The organism is Halomonas sp. ALS9 (assembly GCF_001651035.1).
In the GTDB taxonomy this organism is placed as follows: Bacteria; Pseudomonadota; Gammaproteobacteria; order Pseudomonadales; family Halomonadaceae; genus Vreelandella.
Genome location: NZ_LXRG01000192.1, coordinates 79739 through 99630 on the forward strand (window position 1 = coordinate 79739; position 19892 = coordinate 99630).

Genomic DNA, 19892 nt, shown 5'->3' on the forward strand with positions numbered 1-19892 from the left:
ACTTTAATGAATTTTTTAGTAACAGGCTCAACAGGCATTTTAGCCCAGCAAGTTATTAAAAGCTTGCTGGCAGAAGGACACATTGTTAATGCTTTTTCAAGAACCCACGATGCTAGAAGCAGTCGCCAAGGCGAAGCTAAATATCGAAATGACGAACTACTGAATTTCAATAATCAGGTTGATGCAGTAATCCATTGCGCTTTTACCCGCAGCGAAGATCCAGCTGAGCTGTCGACGTCACTTCAGTTTACCTATGAAGTAGCCAAATTTTGTAACGCTCAGAAAATACCGACCGTCATCAATATTTCATCCCAGAGCGTTTACTCCGATCAGTCTCATGGTCACTTGCTTGATGAAACCTCTGCTGTAACACCTGCTACCCGGTACGGGCTTGCAAAATTTTCCTCGGAGCTAATCCTTAGCAACCTAAATTGTACAAATGCGATCACCATTAGACTCGGAAGCCTCATAGGAAAAGGTATGGAAGTGCGAGCACTTCATAAAATGACCCTTAATGCTTGGAATAACAACCAAGTTACGGCGTTAGATGGACGTCAGTTTTGCAGTCTGATCTCTGTTGATGATGCTGCAAGGGCGGTTATTTCTATTGCTTTGGCCACTCCGCCTACAGAAGATATAACACTCAACTTGACCAGCCATGAGCAACCTACATTAGAGGATATCGTTCAACAAATAGCCTTGACTGTAGAGAAAGCAAAAGACGCTAAAGTAGATATAGTTTATATCCCAGCAGTAGATCAAATGCCTGCTTCACTTAAGATAAGCACAAGCAAGCTAGAAAGAGATTATGGGATCGTTATTCGTGATAGTATCGCTAATACAATTAAGCAAATACTTTCTGACAACGCAGATTAGGATAAAATTAAGTCATATGCGTATTAATAGAAGAAGAGCTTCTCTTAGCAAAAAAATTAAGCTTACGTTTGACGTGAATATTTTTTCTGCTCTGACCACAGGCCACGTGAAAAAAGCGATAGCAGCTGTAGAGCGGGAGATAAAACGAGGTTATTCAGTCACCATTGCAGCATATGACTGGCGCCTGGCATTAACCCTAAAACGACATTATCCGGTAATTAAAGCCAACCTCTTGTTACCAGACCTTATCTTTGATCCAATCAACACCAGACCTACCTCGGCTTTTTACTGTCGCTATAAAAAGTCTTACCTTTTTTATCAAAGTTTCTATGGTCGCGATTGCGCCTGGTTTTTCACCTTTAATCCAAAGAAATATTTTATAGATTTAGGTGCTCTTCTGAACGCAACAGGCGCAGACAGGATAGAGGTTACAAGAAGTTGTCGCAGCTACGTGAATAACAAAACTACAGAAGGAAGTTTTTTTTACAACTACGCGCAATATTCGCAGCTCTCCCAAGAAGGCAGGTACCCCACTTGGAATCACAAGTTTAAAAGCCACTTAGTCAGCCTAGCTGACTACTACCAGTTGGAAAAACATGTTAAGCAACCTGAAGCACATCAGTATCTGAGTGCTGTTAGAAAAGCTGCTCTTCTAGCAGAGGAAATGGCCAATAACAATCACAGGGAGGGAATAAAAGCCTTCTATGACGGACTTAAAAAGATAGGAAAAACACCTAATATTAGTACATTTAAAGATTTATGGTTACATCCAGTGGCACTTAATAAGATTTCTGATATTTACGCCGCTATGGGAGACATCGAAAATTATTTAACCTGTAAAAAAATTGAACTTAACCATCTTTTAGGCATTCATTCAAATAATCCAGTGATGTTGAGTGAGCGACAATTATTGGATGCGATGTTTAAACACATCACAATGGAAGCGGATGGCTTCAAATTCCGTAACTATCATGACGAAGAGTTCTTTAAATTAGTAAGCGGGAAAAGCGTAGCCATCGTTGGCCCTGCACCAAATCAGGAGCAGCATGGTCAAACCATCGACAGTTTTGATAATGTGATTCGCTTACGATTCCCTGAAAAAGATACAGACTCCATCCCTTTTGTTGGAAAAAAAACAACTATTATCAATAACTCTTTAGCGTTTTCAAATCTAATGAAGGACAGCCTAATCTATGATGACAAGATTTCTGTAACTTACCAATCGGCAATTCCAATAGATAATAAAGCAAAGCGTGCGAGAACTTTGTTTGAACTAGAAAATAATCTATTGACCATGCCACATACGATACCCCGTATCCTTATCGACCTACTCGCGTTTTCACCCAACAAGATCAAAGTTTTTAATACAACATTATTCCTTGCTATTAATGGTAAAACCTACACAAAGAATTATGATGAAAAAATTTCTGAAATTTTCCAAAAACATTTAATATCGTCAAAAAGAAATGTCTGCCTTAATTTTTTGTATCACGACCCAACTGTCAATTTCCTCATAACAAAATCTCTATATGAAAGATATTTTTTTGAAGCCGATCAACAACTTTCAAACATACTAAAAATGAACATCAAGGAATATATACATCAAAGAATTAACAGCCATTAAACGTATATTATACCTTCCAGTTTTCACTATGCGATAGATGCATAAACGAAACACGATCAATAGCTCTTCAATCAAACCACTGACGGTGGTTTTCAATCCAATTGTCCAAAAGGCTGCGCTTAAGCAGCCTTTTTATTACGCTCAATTTCCTGCACTTTCCCTGGGTTGAGCGACACGGAACGGTAATCCCCCGTTTTTAGAGGGCTTCAAAAGTAGACTTCAGGACATCATGGCCAACTTCTGTTGAGGAGTGATTCCCCCGAGTCCCATATTGGGTCGTTCGTGATAGTAGTGCCGAGCCAGCGAGTAGCATAATCTTGGACTTCTTCGGAGCTGTCGAACAGATACTGTGCCAGCCAATCGTAACGCTCCGTGCGGGTGTAGCGTTCGATATAGGCGTTCTGCTGGGGTTTGCCGGGCTGGATAAACGCAAGAGTAATGCCTTGGTTCTTAGCCCAGGTCGCCAACTTGCCACTGATGTATTCAGGGCCGTTGTTACAGCGAATAGAACGCGTTTTGCCCCGCCACTCAATGATCTGCTCAAGTGATCGGATAACACGCTATGCCGGAAGCGAGAAGTCTACTTCGATGCCAAGACCTTCGCGGTTGAAGCCATCAATCACATTCAGTAGCCGGTAGCGGCGACCATCGATGAGCTGGTCGTGCATGAAGTCCATTGACCAACTATCATTGATCATTTCCGGCACGGCCAATGGCGCCGGCTTTTCACGAACCAGGTGTTTCTTGGGTTTTATCCGCAGGTTCAGTTCCAGCTCTCGATAAATTCGGTAAACCCGTTTGTGATTCCAGCCAAACCCTTTGACGTTTCTCAGGTGCAAAAAAGCACAGATCTACGCGGTAGTTTTGTTTTATTCTCGTGAATAATTCATGAAAATATCTGCTTTAAAAGAGAGCTTTATGACCCATAATGGCACAAAGTTACTTTAAAAGAGCGTTGTACTGAAAGTTTTCAGTACTTTGACGCTAAAATAGCGCTGCCACTTTTTAAAATTGGAATATCCTTTAGAATCGGAAACGCTATACCAGTATCGATTGAATAATAACAGTCTTTTTTATATTCTAGTAAGTAGTCTGTACCTGGAACCGTAAAGTGGCTATCCCCTTCATAACTTGCTTTACTTGGAGGCACTTTAATTATAAAACACGCTGTTGGGTTCAACGCGTTAGAAGAGTGAGTAATAGGAATAATATCCTCAACACTACCGCCGAAATTTTCGACGACATTTTCTACGTCTTTAATATAACCAAGCCTATCCATTCTCTCACGGCCTTCTTTAGAACAGAGTTCATAACATGGTTCGAAAAGAACACATTTATCTCTCGAAACCCTAAAAAGTTCATTAACAATTTCGCCTAACTGGCTACCATTCGCCTCCAAAGCATGGCTGGAAGTAACGATATCAACAGACTTTGTCGGAAGAGGAATTTCGAGCATATCTGCCACTAAAGGCTTCATCTTAATTGAGGCACCGTGAATATCGTTCCAAAATGAACAACCTTTATAAATCCTAGACCAACTTATCTCTAAGTTATAAACCATTTTAGGTTTTACTGAAAAGCGGTCTACCATTAAAGCTATTGTCCATAACTCACCTGCGCCAACGTTTAAAATCACGCTATCTTTGTTAATATGCCGCTCAAGAATGTCTCCACCTTCATCCGTATACCTTCTTTTCTTTTCTTCATTATTGTAGAAATCCTTGATGTATGTTCCTGCCTGTAGATCATAAGCTATCTCAATTGCTAACGATCTACTATTTGGTACCGATTTTTGCACGAGATCCATTACATTCTGCCCGGTTTTATAGGCGTCCCTACATTCCAAAAACAACTTATAATTCATTTTTCTTAACTCCTTCAGTAAGTGCGCCTTTCAGCATGCCAGCGGTGAAACCAAATCATTTCAACAAAAGCTTCATTTCTTTGAGCGTTAGCATATTCGTTCTTTTTTTGCTTCAACTATTTAGAAAGTCTCCGAATTACTAGCCCGGATATCTTACGCGGAGTAACAAAAAGTGACTGAAGCTGCTATCGTCATAAATTCGGATAATGAATGTTTAACTTCGGTCGGTAAAGCCCGTGAATGTACCGGCGACAGGCCACTGATGGGCTCGAACCAGAATCATAATAATATAAGGCTATGAACCTCCGATATTCGCTTAGGGAGAGGAATCGATCGGCAAAACCCTCTTTTCTTATGTATTACAGTAACTTTAGAATCTACAGAAACAGGACTACGACCAACATTTAACCGCGAAAAATTTCTATTCTTGCTTTCGCCCACAAAGCAATACTTATCATTTTCCTCGTAGCCTCGAACAAAACCTGACAATACAAACTGACTCTCAAAATTATTGGTTAACACCTCTCCTTTGAAAGAGTTCAATATCCTAAGTGAACCATCAATAAAATCAACACTGTGCGGCATAGTAAGGTTGTTCACGACTACCTTCATTTCACCAGTATCAAGATTGACCTCTACTAAACCGCCATCATATACTCCTCTCTTCCAGTTTCCTGAAACAGAGAACATAGAAACGTATGCAAAACTGCCTACAACAATAAGGTCATTGCAATGATGTTGCGCGGACGAGAATTTTGTCTTTTTATCACTGAAGGGATACTCGAATAAAGTTTCGCCCTGCGAGCTGATCCCAACGATGGAATCATTATAGCTTGAAATAAAAACCCATCCGCCTTTAAACGGCCTTAACCCATGAGGTCTGGACGACTTAGGAAGTGGAATAACTGATGACACGTTATAATCAGCATCAAGAACGATAATCCCCTCACCTTGTGAGGATATCGCAATTCCATCTTTGTATCTGATCATCCCATGGATATTCCCTGGATAAAGCTTTTCAATATCTGGATAATCAGAGTCTCCTTCTTGTATTTTATAGACGCCGCCACCTGAATCATCGGTTGCATTCGAAGGTAAACCACTTGATATGAGGAATGCAAAACGTTCATCTTCAAGCTCTGCAATTTCTAGGCGCTCTTCTAGGTAATCCGAAACCCTAGCATCCTTACCCCAGACGAAACCTAATTTTTCAAGTTGTGCTTTCACTTCAGAAACTGACGTGGTACATATTACGACTTCAAATTCATCAGACCTATTGCGTAGAGCCTCAGGTGACTTAATTTCAATTCCATGAAAAAAACCACCGACCAAATCAGGATTATTGTCTACAATAAATGCAGGCTTACTTTTTAGCGATTTTTCAGCTACCACACCACTACCAAAAAACACTAACTCACGGATATTTCTACGCATCTAATTAAATACCTTTTCCATATTGGATGAATTGCTTGCTTGGTGCCCTCGCAAAGCCGCTAGATTCGTGAACCAAAGAAAAATGTTTGCTAAGAACTGCAGATTCATTAACATCCCCGGATTTTATTAGGTTAGCAAATGCTGCAAGCCGGTGTTCCACGTACCACTGGTAACCACTCTCACTGACCCCTAACCATTTAAAGAAAGGCTTGATTTCAACTGAGGCACCAGCATATTCTGACTTTAACTCTATTAACGTATTAGCATCTACTCGACCATGCCGAATTTCGCGCGCCAAGTGGTCATCCAACTTTCTATACCCAGTTCTTTTAAACTTTAGGAGGTCATGAATATTGTAATAAACTGAACTTCCTGCGCGCTCATATGGATCAAATGTCGCCGAATTAGGCTCAGGCCAAAATCCGAACTGGCATGACCTTGAATTTTGACTCAACGGGTCCCACCGAAAAAAATTGCTCAAATATAAACCATGAATATTACGACGTGCTATTTTTTTGATAGCAGGGTATCTATAGTAATTCAGTTTGCGTGTATCAATCTGCGCACCATTACCTATCAGGGTATCAACTTCCACATTCAATAAGTCATGTTCCCTACGACTCCACCTAGACATCTCAACAGAATCAAGATGACTGAACTTACCAACTTGTTCAACACTTTGATTTTGCCCCCATATTACTAACGGTATATTCCGATCATGGGCCACATGAACTGGAAATGCAGTATGAAGATTATGAAAGGGCAAAAGAATACTATCGTACTTTCTTAGACTAGTCTTAATTAACTCTTGGTAAACATGGAAATCTGGATTAAAAAAGACGGAGTCAACGTCAAAATACGTAATTAGATTATGAAGATTATGCCATCCGATATCATTTTTAAAATAATCATTCACACCCACGACTAAAGGGGAAAGGCCTAAATCTAGCACGAGGGACAATACGTAATAATCCTCGGCGTCACCTATAACTGGAACTACACAGTCATATGACTTATTTCTCTTTGTAGAGCCATCTAAAATTTCAATTAAAGCTTTACGCCTTTCCTCCCAATTTATTGAATCTTTTTCTTGATGGGTAATGCAACCGCTACAAACCCCGTTATATAACTCTAACCCAAACGGATGATTTATTGGATATAAACACTTCTTACAGGCCAGCATATTTTTTAGCCTCCAAGATTGAATATTCTTTATGAAGGACTCTATTATCTATTGAGACAGCAGCCACCCCTTCTGACTTAGCCCTCTTGATCACATCTAACCCTATCCCCCCCATTAAAATAGTTCGAGGCAATGGAAATTTAATATCTTGGAGTGCATTAAAGGAAAAAAGGTTATCGAAACCATCGGCATCAGTATCATAAACGATCAACTCATTACACAGGTTATGCAAGCTTTCAAAATCAATTTCTTCTACTCCAATAAATCTATTCTGGCTTGGTATAAACACCCTGACTTTATCGTTATTATAAGAAATTGGAATCAAACACTGTATAGCTTGATGACCAAAGAGTGTTGCCGCTTCCTCTATTAAGGAATAATTTCCTTCGAATACCGCAGAAGAGAAGACAAGCCTCTCTACAGGGAGACGACGAATCTTCTCAAGATCTTTTAAGGATCTAATTCCACCACCAAAACTTAAAGGGCTTAATGTATTACAACTCTCCAATACATCTATGTCGGCATTGTATGCTTGCGCGTCGTCTTCCGATCTCGCATATCGTAATACGGTTATTTCATCACACTCATATTCATCCAAAGAGTCTAAAATGAATTGTAGATCACCAAGCGGGCGCAGTAAATTCCAGCCATATGACTGGACTGCTACCCTATTTTTCATAATAATTGAAGCGCCGATTCTCAAACTACATCCTCCTACAAGATGTGTCGAAGGAATTCTATACCAGACTGCTGGCTTTTTTCGGGATGATACTGAACACCTATTACATTGCGACTAATAACTACCCCACTGTAATTTTTAAGCGAGTTAGATATTGGAAAACTACGTTGATCTCTATCACCGTTTACAGCAGCGTACTCATGATTGTAAAAAAAACGCCCACATAAGACCTTAGCCCTAGTTAATTTTGCCTTCCGCCAATGCTCCGATATGTCTACTTGTCGAAAATCAAAGCTTGTCTGCTCCCAACCATTGTGGGTGCCGACTCCCCTAAGACGTTCAACCTTCCCTCCGAGAATCCCAAGCGTTTGGACTCCCCCATCTTCCTCTGAATACTCAAACATTACTTGAAAACCCAAGCAAATGCCCAATAAGCGACCACCTGCACTGACATGATTCCGGACAGAGTTATCGAAACCTGTTTTTCTCAGTTTATGCATAAACTTCCCTGCTGCACCAACTCCTGGCATCACTAGTAACTCGCTATTAATATCCTCAACTCGATTGATCACGTTGACATCGCAATTAACTTTGGTAAGCCAGTTAGTGACTGATCGGGTATTACCTATCCCCAAGTCTATTAAATCAACTTTCACTATCAACCCCTACTTCGAATTTAGGTTGTGGCCGCCCGGTAATTGAAACGTCAAACAAGTCGACATTAATCCACTTATTGGCAATAGTCCAAAACCTATTATTGTCGATCCCTACATAATCGCAAAAGCCATTAATGATTCGATCCGAGCATACACCATCATATTTTTTGACTATTTCGACTCCTTCTTCACGCGATAACTCTCCACCTCGTATTTTTTCGTTGACTAAATCTGTAGCTCTACCGAAGCCGAACTTATAATATTTCAACATCATATTAATGTTCGTAAACTCCTCATCCAACATTGATGCGTTAGATATATCACCAGTCTCTACCTCATCACCTGGACGCAATGTTAGGCCTTGAAGAGCAGCGTATGTAGAGTTTTGCTCGTTACTCCAATCGTCCCAAGCAGCACCTAGGTAGAATATTTTTATTTTTTTTCTTTTGAATTGTATCTCACCTGGATAAAAGTAGTGCTTTGCCTTGTAAGATTCAGTCACAAAGCTTGTGATCCAGTCATTACCGCCTTCAGTTAGTGTATTTAATTTTCGCAGATTATTTCCATCAAACTCATCTACACCTTCAACCGCCGAGTCTCCGACTTGTAGTGCTGGATTTTCGCCCCAAAAGATCATGTTTACGCCATGTTCAATGGCAAGCCGAGGTACTGTAGAAAACAGTGACATTTCGGTCGATTTACAAACGTTGCCAAACTTTTCGAATGACTCTAGGGCTAACGAAGCAGCAGTCTTGGGAGCCGGTGTAACTGCCATCAAGTCAAACCCCATAGAAATCAAATTACTTAGATTCTCTGCGCCAATATCGCTCATTTGTTTAGGAGGATAAGCTGCACACACTAGCAATGGACGTAGCCCTAAACGATCTCTCACCCAATGTGCTTGTCTCGTACTATCCTTTCCACCACTTACGCCGACGATACAATCATAAGATCCTTTAGATCTTTGTTTCTTTTTTGCTGCTGCGATTAGCTCTTCTAACTGACGTAGCTTTAATGAACTAGACCCATTGCTACTCGTAGTCGCGTATCTACACGCGATGCATATACCGCCTGAAAATTGAGCATTGGGTCGAAGATCTGTTGTTAGACATGTTTTACAGTATTTCAACGTTTAAGATTCCAAACTTTCCCAGCAGACTGGGGTGTTTTTAAAAATATCTGTTTTCAACTTCTTACCAATTAATTCTTCCATATATTTCGGCTCTATTCCGTACCCAGGCCTAACGCTTCTAATATCAGCGTCAGAAATAATTGCACCTGCTTTTAAATCATTAACGAAGTACAAAGAACGCCTGAACTTTACATTTCCGTGCTCACTTGATTTTCGCCCGTAGTCAACCTCGCCTATTGCCTTCCAGGCCGTTTTACTGTCCCTGCAGAGCGCAGCCAGATCGGCAGGCTCCAGTGAGAAGCTATCGTCAGGGCCACCGCCGTTCCGATCCAGTGTAAAGTGTTTTTCAATCAGGGACGCTCCCATCACAATGCTAGCAATTGCAGTGGTGTTATCCAGAGTATGGTCCGACAAACCAGTGACCAACCCGAAACGCTCAATCATGTCTGCAATCGTTCTCAGGTTGTAGTCTTCTGCGGGAGCAGGATAACCGCTAACACAATGCAGAATGGCCAGCTGCTTGCAGCCACCTTCTCTTGCTGCCGTAATTGCTTCCTCTATTTCCTCAGCATTGGCCATGCCGGTGGATATGATCATGGGCTTACCGGTAGCAGCGACATAGCGAATGAGTTGCAAGTCGACCGATTCAAATGAAGCAATTTTATAGGCTGGTGCATTCAGCCCTTCCAGCAGATCCACAGCGGTGGAATCGAAGGGAGAGCTGAAAATTGGAATACCTATCTTTCTAGAGTGTTCGAAGAGAGGTTTGTGCCAATCCCAAGGAGTATGAGCCCACTCATAAAGCTCGTACAACGTTTTGCCATCCCATAGGCCGCCTTTAATCTGAAAATCTGGTAAGTCGGAATCCAGCGTAATGGTATCCGGTGTATACGTCTGAATTTTTAGAGCATCCGCACCCGCTTTTTTGGCTTCGTCAATAATTCGAAAAGCTGTTTCGATATTGCCATTATGATTGGCTGACATCTCGGCGATGATGTAAGGGGGCTGATCAGAACCGATCTTCCTCCCGGCTATCACTACATTATTCATCATTCAGCTTCTCCAAAACGATCTTGTATTTTTGCCCATGTATCTCACACCAAGCAGGGTAGCGATCCGGGTCGCACATCCTTAGCAGATCAAACTGTTCTGAGATTGATTTCTCAGGATTGATTTCACTGTCTTCTGGGCCCCGGCGACGATAATAGCTAGGCTCTGCAATGCCACTTTGAGGTTTCGGATTAATTTGGCTTAATGGCTCAATGGCTTCTGACATTAACTCAATCTCAGCCTCGAAGAGCGAGTGATTTACTTCATACCAGAGAGCGGTTTTCTCGATCGGGATGATCCGCTTGCGCCAGATTCGACCGGTATCTACTTGATCTTCGGCTTCCAAGAGGCTTAGGGTAATTTCTTTGGCACCATGTACTATTTCCCAGACATGGGGACTCCAACCACGGCCTTGTGGTAGATCGCTGGCGTGTAGAACAAGTATGTGGCGGTATCTAGCCCGATGCTCCTGCTTGATAATGTCTGAACAGGAAACCAAAAATAGAAAATCCCCACCTCTCAGTTCTGACCGGGAGCGAGCAAGCTCAATCTGATGTACTCCTTCGTGCTGCTGCACCCAACGCTTCAAGTAAACGTTAACAGGGTGGGCGACGTCGCTGCATAAGATGGTGATCTTCATACGTTGTCCCCAGGGCACAGAGTGCTTACTACGCGTAGACATCCTTTTCCATCGCAGACTTTCTCAGCATTATCCGACATATGCATCAGTATTGAATGCTGAGCATTCAGTTTTTGGATTACACTTCTAACCCGTCCGTCAACGCCACTGATAGATGACTTTTCAGCACAGCCCGCTTTCTCAAGCGCAGCTGCAATCAACCTTTGGTTGTTTGCCAGTACAACCACTATTGACGGCAAGCCCAGGCAACATCGCTCCCAAGAGGTGCTACCAGCCCCGCCAATTGAAAAATCAGCGGCACACATCCGCGCGGCGATATCATTGACACTTACACTCACCGTTGACTGAAAAGGAAGCTCCAAAGCCTGTTTTTTTACATATTCAAGATGAGGAGCAGACCTGCCCATCACAATGTCCAACTCGGTCTCTGTTGGAAGAGTGCTGTTTGAAAGGACTTCTAGCACCTCGCCCGTAACATTGGTGCGGTCAACGCCGCCCAAAGAGATCAGGATTCGCTTGAACTCCGGTGCGCGCCTGCGTTCAAGGCTGGTCGGCCTCAGCTCTGCAAATTCTGGACGAAGTAGCGCAAACTGCGGACCGATCAGTTTGGTACAGGTCGAAGGGATCAGCGCTTCGTAATCTGCAGATTCGCGCCCCAGATTTTGATCCAATAACACCGCACACTCATGCTCCCGGTCAGCCAAGTCATCAATCACCATAATCTGGCCAACGGCTTCGGCCAGTTGGCACTCCCATTGGCTGTCGAGTGCGTAATGGTCGACAATCAGCCAATCAATGTTGTTCCGGGCGAGCACTTCAAGCGTTTGCTTGGCATCGGTTTCCCATGGAACGCCTAGCCAACCGGAATGTGCAAGCGTTGGTTCATCTTTTGCTAACGTTTCTAATTGGGCTGGCGACTGCAGCAGATGAAGATCAAAACCCTTTTCAGTAATCAAACCTGCCAGATGGCCTTCATGGTTTCTACAAATAAACAGGCACTGATGGCCCTGCCGACGCAGCTCTTCAGCCAGAGTTAGGCAACGCATCACATGGCCGGTGCCGATCTGGACAGAGGCATCGGCGCGGAAGGCAACCTTCATTGAGTCTCCGTTTCTGCCCGCATTGCTTTAAAGAGCCACTCAGCACGGGTCCAGTCTTCAGAGGTATCGATATCCTGTACGCGGTGGCGTGGTAGTTTTACCGGCAACGAGTCTTCGCCAAAGATCGGTTTTTCTTCCAACCAGGCGTCAGCTGTGCCCCAGTAAAACTGACCCGCATCGTGCCAGGCTTCTTCCAGGTCTTGGGATCGCGTCTGGGAATGCTCTGGGTTAAACATAGCAACCCGGCCATTCTCAGTGATCCGGATAGCCCGCTGAATCGGAAAAGCGTAGCTGGTTACCGAAAACACAAAGCTAGCACCGCTTTGATGAATTAATTCCCACCCACGCAGGAGATCTTTTGAGGTGACGAAAGGCGCTGTTGCGTAGACGCAACAGGCATAGTCAACCTTCACTTCATGATTAGTGAGCCATTGAACTGCATGTCGAATCACCGGAAGTGTACCCGTATAGTCATCAGCCAGATCGCTTGGGCGAAGAAATGGAGCTTCTGCACCCCATTGTTCGGCTACATCGGCGATATCATGATCGTCTGTGGACACGATGATTTTGTCGAAACAACCGCTGGCTTTTGCGGCTTCAATTGACCAGGCAATCATCGGTTTGCCACAGAATTTTGTAACATTTTTGCGAGGGATACGTTTGCTGCCACCACGAGCGGGGATGATCGCAACTCGGCTCATAAATAGCTTCCAACTTCCAGAGCCGTTTTCAGCGCCTGCATCACGTCATCCTGTTGTTCATCCGTTAGCCCCTGGAACATCGGTAAACTGATTGTTTCCCGATAATACTGCATCGCTTTCGGGAAGGCTTCTGGTTTAAAACCCATTTCTTGGTAATAGGGCTGGGTATGTACAGGGATATAGTGCAGATTCACTCCTATGCCTTGCTCTCTCAAAGACTCAAACACTTGTCGGTGAGTTTTGTTGATTGCACCCAGTTGCAGGCGAATCACATATAAGTGCAAGCCGGTATAACTGTCAGGGTGCTGCCAGGGCGTCATTACGGGCAGATCTTTTAAGAGTTTATCGTAACGTTTGGCCAGCTCATGACGACGGGATATAAAAGCATCCAGCCGATCCATCTGACTGATGCCCAACGCAGCCTGCAGCTCGGTCATGCGATAGTTATAACCCAGCTCCACCTGCTGGTAATACCAGGGGCCATCCGGCTCATGCGTCATGAGGTTCTGATCACGGGTAATGCCGTGGCTGTGCAATAGTCTCATACGGCTAGCCAGTTCGTCATTATTGGTCAGCGCCATGCCTCCTTCAGCGGTGGTGACAATCTTTACCGGGTGGAAACTGAAGACGGTAATATCACTGTAGCGCCCACTGCCTATAAATTTGCCCTTATACTTGCCACCAATGGCGTGAGAAGCATCTTCAACGATGCGGAAACCAAAGCGCTGACTCAGATCATAGATCGCTTCCATATCGCAGGGCTGGCCACACAAATGAACGGCCACCAACACTTTCGGTAGGCGGTTATTCTGCTCGGCTTCTTGCAACTTGGCTTCGAGAGCCTTCGGACATAGGTTGTAGGTTTTCGGGTCTATATCCACGAAATCGACCCGGGCACCGCAATACAATCCACAATTGGCAGAAGCCACGAAGGTAATGGGCGTCGTCCATAACCAATCACCCGATCCCAATCCCAGCGCTTTGCAGGCAATGTGTAAGGCTGAAGTCGCGCTGTTTACAGCAAGCGCGTGTTTGGCACCCACATGTTCAGCTACTTTCTGCTCAAAAGCAGGTACTTTCGGGCCTTGTGTCAGGAAGTCTGACCTCAATACCTTAACTACAGCATCAATATCAGATTGAGTGATATCCTGTTTGCCATATGGAATCATGATCAAATCTTGCCGATTTCGTTATAATGGTGATCAATCCAGCTTTTTAGCTCGTCGTCGGTCATCCATTCGGTGTTGTTATCGCTTGAGTAAACAAAACCTTCAGGCACTTTTTTGCCATCCTTGATACGTTCTACGGAATTACCCCAGTTATTGATACTCGGCAATATCTTGAAGTGCTCCGCGTACTCGTAGGTAAAGTGGGAGTCTTCTGAACCAATCATTTGTTCGTGCAGTTTTTCGCCAGGTCGAATGCCGACTATTTCTTGCTTGGCCTCTGGTGCAATAACGCGCGCCAAATCTGTGACCTTCATTGACGGAATTTTCTTTACATAAATCTCGCCACCCACCATGTCTTCAAAGGCATGCCAAACCAGTTGCACGCCCTGCTCCAGACTAATCATAAAGCGAGTCATGCGTGGATCGGTAATAGGCAGTACACCCTTATCTTTGATCGACATAAAGAACGGTATTACGGAACCGCGTGAGCCCATTACGTTGCCATACCGAACTACGGAAAATTTGGTTTCATGACCACCAGCGTAGGAGTTACCCGCTACAAAAACTTTATCAGACGCTAGTTTGGTAGCACCGTACAAATTAATGGGGCTACTGGCTTTATCAGTGGACAACGCAACAACCCCTTTGACCCCTTTGTCGATACACGCATCGATCACGTTCATGGCACCGTTGATATTTGTTTTGATGCACTCAAAGGGATTGTACTCGGCAGTGGGTACAATTTTGGTTGCGGCAGCATGTACTACGTAATCGACGCCATCCAATGCTCGATACACACGCTCCCGATCCCGTACATCGCCAATAAAGAATCTTAGACGATCATCGCCTTGAAACAACCTGGCCATCTCCCACTGTTTCATCTCGTCACGAGAGAAGATGATGACCCGGCGAGGGTTGTAGCGTTCGAGCAGCATAGGAACAAAGGTGTGGCCAAAGGAGCCGGTTCCGCCGGTAATCAAAACTGATTTATCGTTAAACATATGCACCTTTTTCAAATGCGTAGAAAACCATTGAACCACTATCTAGCAAATCTGTTTTTTTAGCATGGCGTGCAAATATTTTTTTGATTTTTTCACACACAGCCTCATCTTTTACTTCGGGGCCAGTAACGACTACAGACGATGAGATTCTGACTACTTCTCGCGCAAGCTTTTCAGGATTGTCAGAAAACCCCGAAAACTCGCTTATAACGGTCATTTTGTAATGCCTATCGGGCGCATCAAATTCAATTCCATCAACGTCGACTATGAAGGTATTCTTATCACTATTCGCACTCTTAACAACATTATTACTTCCTTTAAAAAACAGGTTATTTAGCGAAGAAAATTCTAAAATATCGCACGGTTTCTCCACTCCCAACTTATTCAACTTAATCAGAAAACTTTTCGACACATTTCTATTTTCAAAATAACTACCATTAGCCGTTGCTTTCGACTTACCATAATAATAAGCAGCAACTTTCTTCCTACCCTCTCTTTCGTGAAACACACCTATCCAATTAAGTGAATTACTTAACATAAGCATTTTATCTAGGGATTTCTTACTAGACCATGTCGATTGCTCATGTAATCGATACGCCGCTGGTTTAATATTAGCTAAATACTTTCCTTTCCCTAACAACCCAAGCCTGCTGATTAATAAGTTATCACCGTTGCTTATCCTTCGAGCTTCTGGCCCACGTGGTGAAAAATGATCTTCTTTTCTAATGAATCTAGTTTGCGTTAGCAAAAAACAATTATTCAGCAGCAAATCATCCTGAGAAAAATCTCTCTTCTCTATATCTGGGAGTTTGGATCTTCTGACAATATCATTACCACTAAAGACAAACGCATTATGATAACAAACTGAGTAATCTGAATTAGACTCCATAAAATCAAACTGTAACTGCAACTGATTTTCATCGACCCAATAATCATCCCCTTCACAGTAAGCTATGTATTTACCACGAGCCATTTTCTTCAAATCAACTGCCATGCCCTTCCGTGAAGACCTCAAGTTAACTTCATTAAAAACTGGACGTATTAATTCAGGGTACTCACTTGCATACCTACTGATAATTTCCTGGGCATCATCAGTTGATGCATCATCAATTACGATAACTTCAAACGGGAAGTTAGTTTTCTGCGAAACAAAGCCTTTCAGAGCATCCTCAATATAGGGACCATGATTATAGGTTGGGCACAAAACAGTGACTACTGCTTCACCTTTGACATGCTCGCTCTGCGGGATAGGTGGGCCTGCAGGAGGTGGTACCTGTGTTTTTGTCGCAGACGCCTTGGGCAAAAGCTCTTGCGCTTCAAGAAACTCCAGCGCCTTATTCTTGCTAATGTCGGCTAACAGCTCAAAAGCAACATCATGCACTGCAAAGACAGCACTTAGCACAAAAGCGAGTTTCGTTTTATTTTCATCACTCAGAGCCGCCATGCGCTCGTGGGAAGGAAGAAAAAGCACATCGGCGCTTTCTTGCTCGGTAGCGCAAGGTGCACGGGAGTTCAACTCTTCTGGCAAATGGCTGTAGTGTCGAATATTGTGGAAGCGATAAAAGCGGAAACCATTTCGGCTGGCCCAGTGCTGTAGTTCAGCAAAGCTAGGCTGTTTTTCATGGGTAAGTTGGAAAGGCACTCGCACCTGAATCAGCAGTGTGTGAGTCAGTGCCTTTTTTCCATTTTCCAGAACTGCCATAGCGTCGCTTAGCTCATCTAGAATTAGCCAATCGAGATTTCCTAAACCTTCAATGCTATCTATGGCTATCGAGCTAATCGGCAATTCAGCTAAAGGCTTGGCGCCCAATTGGTGGCGCTTGGGTAGTTTTTCTGCCGGTAGCGGAGAAAGAGTACTGGACATTTCGGGGGCTACACAGGCATGAAGCGTGGCCGCTTTTCCATCGCCTAGCAGGGCGTGCTGGAATAACTGAATATACTCACTGCCATCATATTGCTTGGCGTCTTTTACTTCACTGGCGGGGTCAAAAGCGACAATACCGAATGCTTTCGTAGCTACCATCTGTTCGGCAAGGCCACTTTTAATTAAGCTGGCACGATTGTCAAGCACCATCACTTTGCCTTTGAACTGCCAAGTAAAGTCATTCGCCAAGCAGAGATGTTGCGACTGCGAATCTTCACCGGGTTTGGCGTTCGTTCCAGCGCCAACCAACTGTTGAAATGAGTTATCGACTTTGAACGTTGGCTTGGTTGCTCGACTGGCTAACCGTTGACGGTGGCGTTTCTTCTGAATAATAGCGAAATCTTTGTTGCCAGCACGTAGCCCTACTAGAGGCGTTAAAGCACTAATCAGCTTATCAGTAGCGCGGTCAAGGTGGTGCTTCTCTTTGCCTACCTGCCTGGCACGATCGACATAGTCCTGATAAAGGTCTTCGTCATCGAAAAAGCTGATGACTGCATCCGTTAAAGGTTGTAGCTCCTCGTCACTGAGAAGATGTTGGTAGGGTTCTTCATAACAAGCATCCGGAAAATCAAAGGCAATACCCGCGTCGCCGATCATTTCGGGCATACCACCGCGGTTGGTAATTAGCGCAGGAATACCGTTCAGCATAGCTTCAGCCAGCATACGCCCAGAGCTTTCCCACCATAGACTAGGCGCCACCACCACGCGAGCACGGCTGTAAGGGCCTCGCATATCGCTGGTATTAGGGGTCACTACAACATTACTTAATGAGTTACGCTGCTCGCCCATTCGGCGTGTAGTCTCCCGCAGTACAGCTGGCCAGTCGGCCCGGGCTTCTACCACTTCAAGCTCAATATCAGGTCTTTCTCGCTCCAGCTTTTCTGCCAGTTGCACAACCACGCTGGCACCCTTTTGCCAACTGGGGTTAACAAACAGCAGTCGATTTCGCTCATGGTGTTCGGCGATAAAATTCTCAGGGGCGATGAACTTGCCCACAGGTTTGGCTGCATAGCCCACTGTTTTACGGTACATATCAGCCGTGGCCTGGCTATCGGTAAGAATCAAATCGATGTCACGACACCAATTTGATGCTTTATAGTTGCCATTGGCTAGATAGAAAGCGACAGGGATACCTCGGTCACGCGCTTCAGCGGCAATTAGCATATCCAAGGTTTGGCCGCCGTAGTACCAAACAACATCAGGCTTAAATGAATCCAGCATATAGAGGTACTGGCTGTACCAAAGCCCCTCTTCATGGGACGTAAAATGGCTGCGATTGTGACTATAGCTGACCACCAATTGATGGTTCAGCGGGCCATCTTCAGCTTCAATCAGTTGATGTAGGTGAGCATTCAGGTCTGAATATTGCTCCTTGAGTCGCCCCATCCCCTTGGGATTATCAAAAATGGTTGCCCCCAACACCTTAATCTCATAGCCACGCGCCGCCAGTTGTAACAGCATTTCGCGCACGGTCATGCTAGCACCGCTGGAGGTATCCAATAAGCAGGAAGGATTAGCCCAAAGCAGGCGAGGTTTGCGTTTTTGAGTAGTAGGGGCAGAGGAGGTCTTGACCATGAAGCGGCTCACAGAGAAAAATGGCAATTTACCCAGCTTACCGTGCTAGCGCAGTCAGCAAAGGCACGAATGCGCCTGTATTTGAGTATGTGTTCTCAAGATCAGCGCCATGCAGAGCTTGAAGCAAGTCACAAATTGAGATTTTACGTTTAAGCGGCTCTCGATTACTAACTCTAAATAAGGCGCCAGAAATACAGTACAGACGAGATTATCAGTCTAACACGCAAAAAAACGGGGCCCGATTGAGCCCCGTCATTACTTTACGTTGTACATCACTAGCTAAAAGATTAGCCCAGCAGAGATAGTACAGACTGCGGCGTCTGGTTCGCCTGTGCCAGCATGGAGGTACCAGCCTGCTGAAGAATGTTGGCACGCGTCATGTTAGACACTTCCACTGCGTAGTCGGCATCTTCGATACGCGAACGGGCTTCAGAAAGGTTGGTTGACGTCGTGGCCAGGTTATCAATCACTGAGTCAAAACGGTTCAGCGTCGCACCCAAGGTTGCACGGTTGGTATCTAGCGTCTCAGTTGCAGCGTCAACGGAATCAACCAGTGACTGGAACTGATCGTGAACAACACCTGCTGCTGCTCCGCCAGAAATCTCAAATGTTGACTCAGAGCCAGCAACAGCAGTGATCGCGCCACCTGACATTCCAAGACCTGCAACTGTGGCGTCAAGCGTAGCAACGGTAATAACGTCCTCATCTTCAGTATTGGAACCAACCTGAATATTTAGAGTACCGCCACCACTTACGTTCAGTAGGCTAGTGCCATTAAAGTTATTGCTGCCAGCCACACGATCAATCTCAGCTAAGCGCTCATTGATCTCGGTAACGATCGCATCACGGTCTTCTGTAGCGTTGGTATCGTTGGCACCTTGTACCGCTAACTCACGAATACGCTGTAGGTTGTCGTTGATTTGGTCAAGACCGCCTTCCATGGTTTGTACCAATGAGATACCGTCGCTAGCATTACGGCTTGCTTGATCCATACCGCGGATCTGAGCTGTCATTTTGTTGGCGATGGCTTGACCAGCAGCATCGTCAGCTGCGCTGTTAATGCGCAGGCCAGAAGACAGACGCTCTTGCGCTTTGGCCAGCATAGACTGGGAGTTAGAAAGGTTGTTCTGGCCGATCAGGGCAGTAATATTAGTATTAATTACAGACATGTGAGTGCTCCTTGGAGATTAACTGGCCTAGTGGCCTGCTTTGCGGCACCTGCGTTGCCGTTATTATAATTAACGGCCTCCCCACCTACTTCTTTAGAAAAAACCGCTCTTTTTT

16 protein-coding genes and 1 pseudogene are annotated in these 19892 nt (G+C 44.4%); 2 read left to right on the forward strand and 15 right to left on the reverse strand.

The genetic code is table 11. The annotated features are described in order from the left end of the window. Positions 1-6: 6 nt before the first annotated feature. Entirely contained in the window at positions 7-876 is an 870-nt protein-coding gene (locus A6R74_RS14305) for an NAD-dependent epimerase/dehydratase family protein (protein WP_064235159.1), read from the forward strand. Between the two features lie 16 nt (positions 877-892). Then, positions 893-2500 carry a hypothetical protein gene (locus A6R74_RS14310; RefSeq protein ID WP_064235160.1) on the forward strand — a complete coding sequence of 536 codons (1608 nt, stop codon included), beginning with the start codon at positions 893-895 and terminating at the stop codon, positions 2498-2500. Between the two features lie 219 nt (positions 2501-2719). Here the strand turns inward: A6R74_RS14310 and A6R74_RS14315 are convergent. The 15 genes and pseudogenes from A6R74_RS14315 to A6R74_RS14385 all read right to left on the reverse strand — a co-directional run. Continuing rightward, positions 2720-3342 (reverse strand): annotated as a pseudogene (locus tag A6R74_RS14315) (integrase core domain-containing protein); the annotation flags it as partial. 128 nt (positions 3343-3470) lie between these two features. Further along, the gene (locus A6R74_RS14320; protein ID WP_064235161.1) at positions 3471-4364 is read right to left on the reverse strand and encodes a methyltransferase domain-containing protein; all 894 of its coding nucleotides are present in this window, start codon (positions 4362-4364) and stop codon (positions 3471-3473) included. A gap of 279 nt (positions 4365-4643) precedes the next feature. Then, positions 4644-5798 (reverse strand): DUF4915 domain-containing protein, encoded by a 1155-nt coding sequence (locus A6R74_RS14325; protein WP_064235162.1) that lies wholly within the window; start codon positions 5796-5798, stop codon positions 4644-4646. 4 nt (positions 5799-5802) lie between these two features. Then, positions 5803-6981, reverse strand: a complete 1179-nt coding sequence (locus tag A6R74_RS14330) for an N-acetyl sugar amidotransferase (protein WP_064235163.1) — start codon at positions 6979-6981, stop codon at positions 5803-5805. After that, positions 6968-7684 carry a HisA/HisF-related TIM barrel protein gene (locus A6R74_RS14335; RefSeq protein WP_064235164.1) on the reverse strand — a complete coding sequence of 239 codons (717 nt, stop codon included), beginning with the start codon at positions 7682-7684 and terminating at the stop codon, positions 6968-6970. Before A6R74_RS14335 ends, A6R74_RS14330 begins: the two co-directional genes overlap by 14 nt. Positions 7685-7695: 11 nt before the next feature. Further along, on the reverse strand, positions 7696-8316 hold the full coding sequence (hisH, locus tag A6R74_RS14340) for an imidazole glycerol phosphate synthase subunit HisH (protein ID WP_064235165.1): 621 nt from the start codon (positions 8314-8316) through the stop codon (positions 7696-7698). Next, entirely contained in the window at positions 8306-9445 is a 1140-nt protein-coding gene (locus A6R74_RS14345; RefSeq protein WP_064235166.1) for an N-acetyl sugar amidotransferase, read from the reverse strand. The genes hisH and A6R74_RS14345 overlap by 11 nt, the downstream gene beginning before the upstream one ends. Before the next feature lie 3 nt (positions 9446-9448). After that, positions 9449-10501 (reverse strand): pseudaminic acid synthase, encoded by a 1053-nt coding sequence (gene pseI / locus A6R74_RS14350; RefSeq protein WP_064235167.1) that lies wholly within the window; start codon positions 10499-10501, stop codon positions 9449-9451. Then, the gene (locus A6R74_RS14355) at positions 10491-11138 is read right to left on the reverse strand and encodes a formyltransferase family protein (RefSeq protein WP_064235168.1); all 648 of its coding nucleotides are present in this window, start codon (positions 11136-11138) and stop codon (positions 10491-10493) included. The genes pseI and A6R74_RS14355 overlap by 11 nt, the downstream gene beginning before the upstream one ends. Continuing rightward, the gene (gene pseG, locus A6R74_RS14360) at positions 11135-12238 is read right to left on the reverse strand and encodes a UDP-2,4-diacetamido-2,4,6-trideoxy-beta-L-altropyranose hydrolase (RefSeq protein ID WP_064235169.1); all 1104 of its coding nucleotides are present in this window, start codon (positions 12236-12238) and stop codon (positions 11135-11137) included. The genes A6R74_RS14355 and pseG overlap by 4 nt, the downstream gene beginning before the upstream one ends. Beyond that, positions 12235-12939: a pseudaminic acid cytidylyltransferase gene (pseF, locus tag A6R74_RS14365; RefSeq protein ID WP_064235170.1), complete on the reverse strand. Its 705-nt coding sequence runs from the start codon at positions 12937-12939 to the stop codon at positions 12235-12237. Before pseF ends, pseG begins: the two co-directional genes overlap by 4 nt. Continuing rightward, on the reverse strand, positions 12936-14108 hold the full coding sequence (pseC, locus tag A6R74_RS14370) for a UDP-4-amino-4,6-dideoxy-N-acetyl-beta-L-altrosamine transaminase (RefSeq protein WP_064235171.1): 1173 nt from the start codon (positions 14106-14108) through the stop codon (positions 12936-12938). Before pseC ends, pseF begins: the two co-directional genes overlap by 4 nt. A gap of 2 nt (positions 14109-14110) precedes the next feature. Then, the gene (gene pseB / locus A6R74_RS14375) at positions 14111-15109 is read right to left on the reverse strand and encodes a UDP-N-acetylglucosamine 4,6-dehydratase (inverting) (RefSeq protein WP_064235172.1); all 999 of its coding nucleotides are present in this window, start codon (positions 15107-15109) and stop codon (positions 14111-14113) included. After that, positions 15102-18509, reverse strand: a complete 3408-nt coding sequence (locus A6R74_RS14380; RefSeq protein WP_165603387.1) for a glycosyltransferase — start codon at positions 18507-18509, stop codon at positions 15102-15104. Before A6R74_RS14380 ends, pseB begins: the two co-directional genes overlap by 8 nt. Positions 18510-18895: 386 nt before the next feature. Continuing rightward, positions 18896-19777 (reverse strand): flagellin N-terminal helical domain-containing protein, encoded by an 882-nt coding sequence (locus A6R74_RS14385; protein WP_064235174.1) that lies wholly within the window; start codon positions 19775-19777, stop codon positions 18896-18898. Positions 19778-19892: the final 115 nt, after the last annotated feature.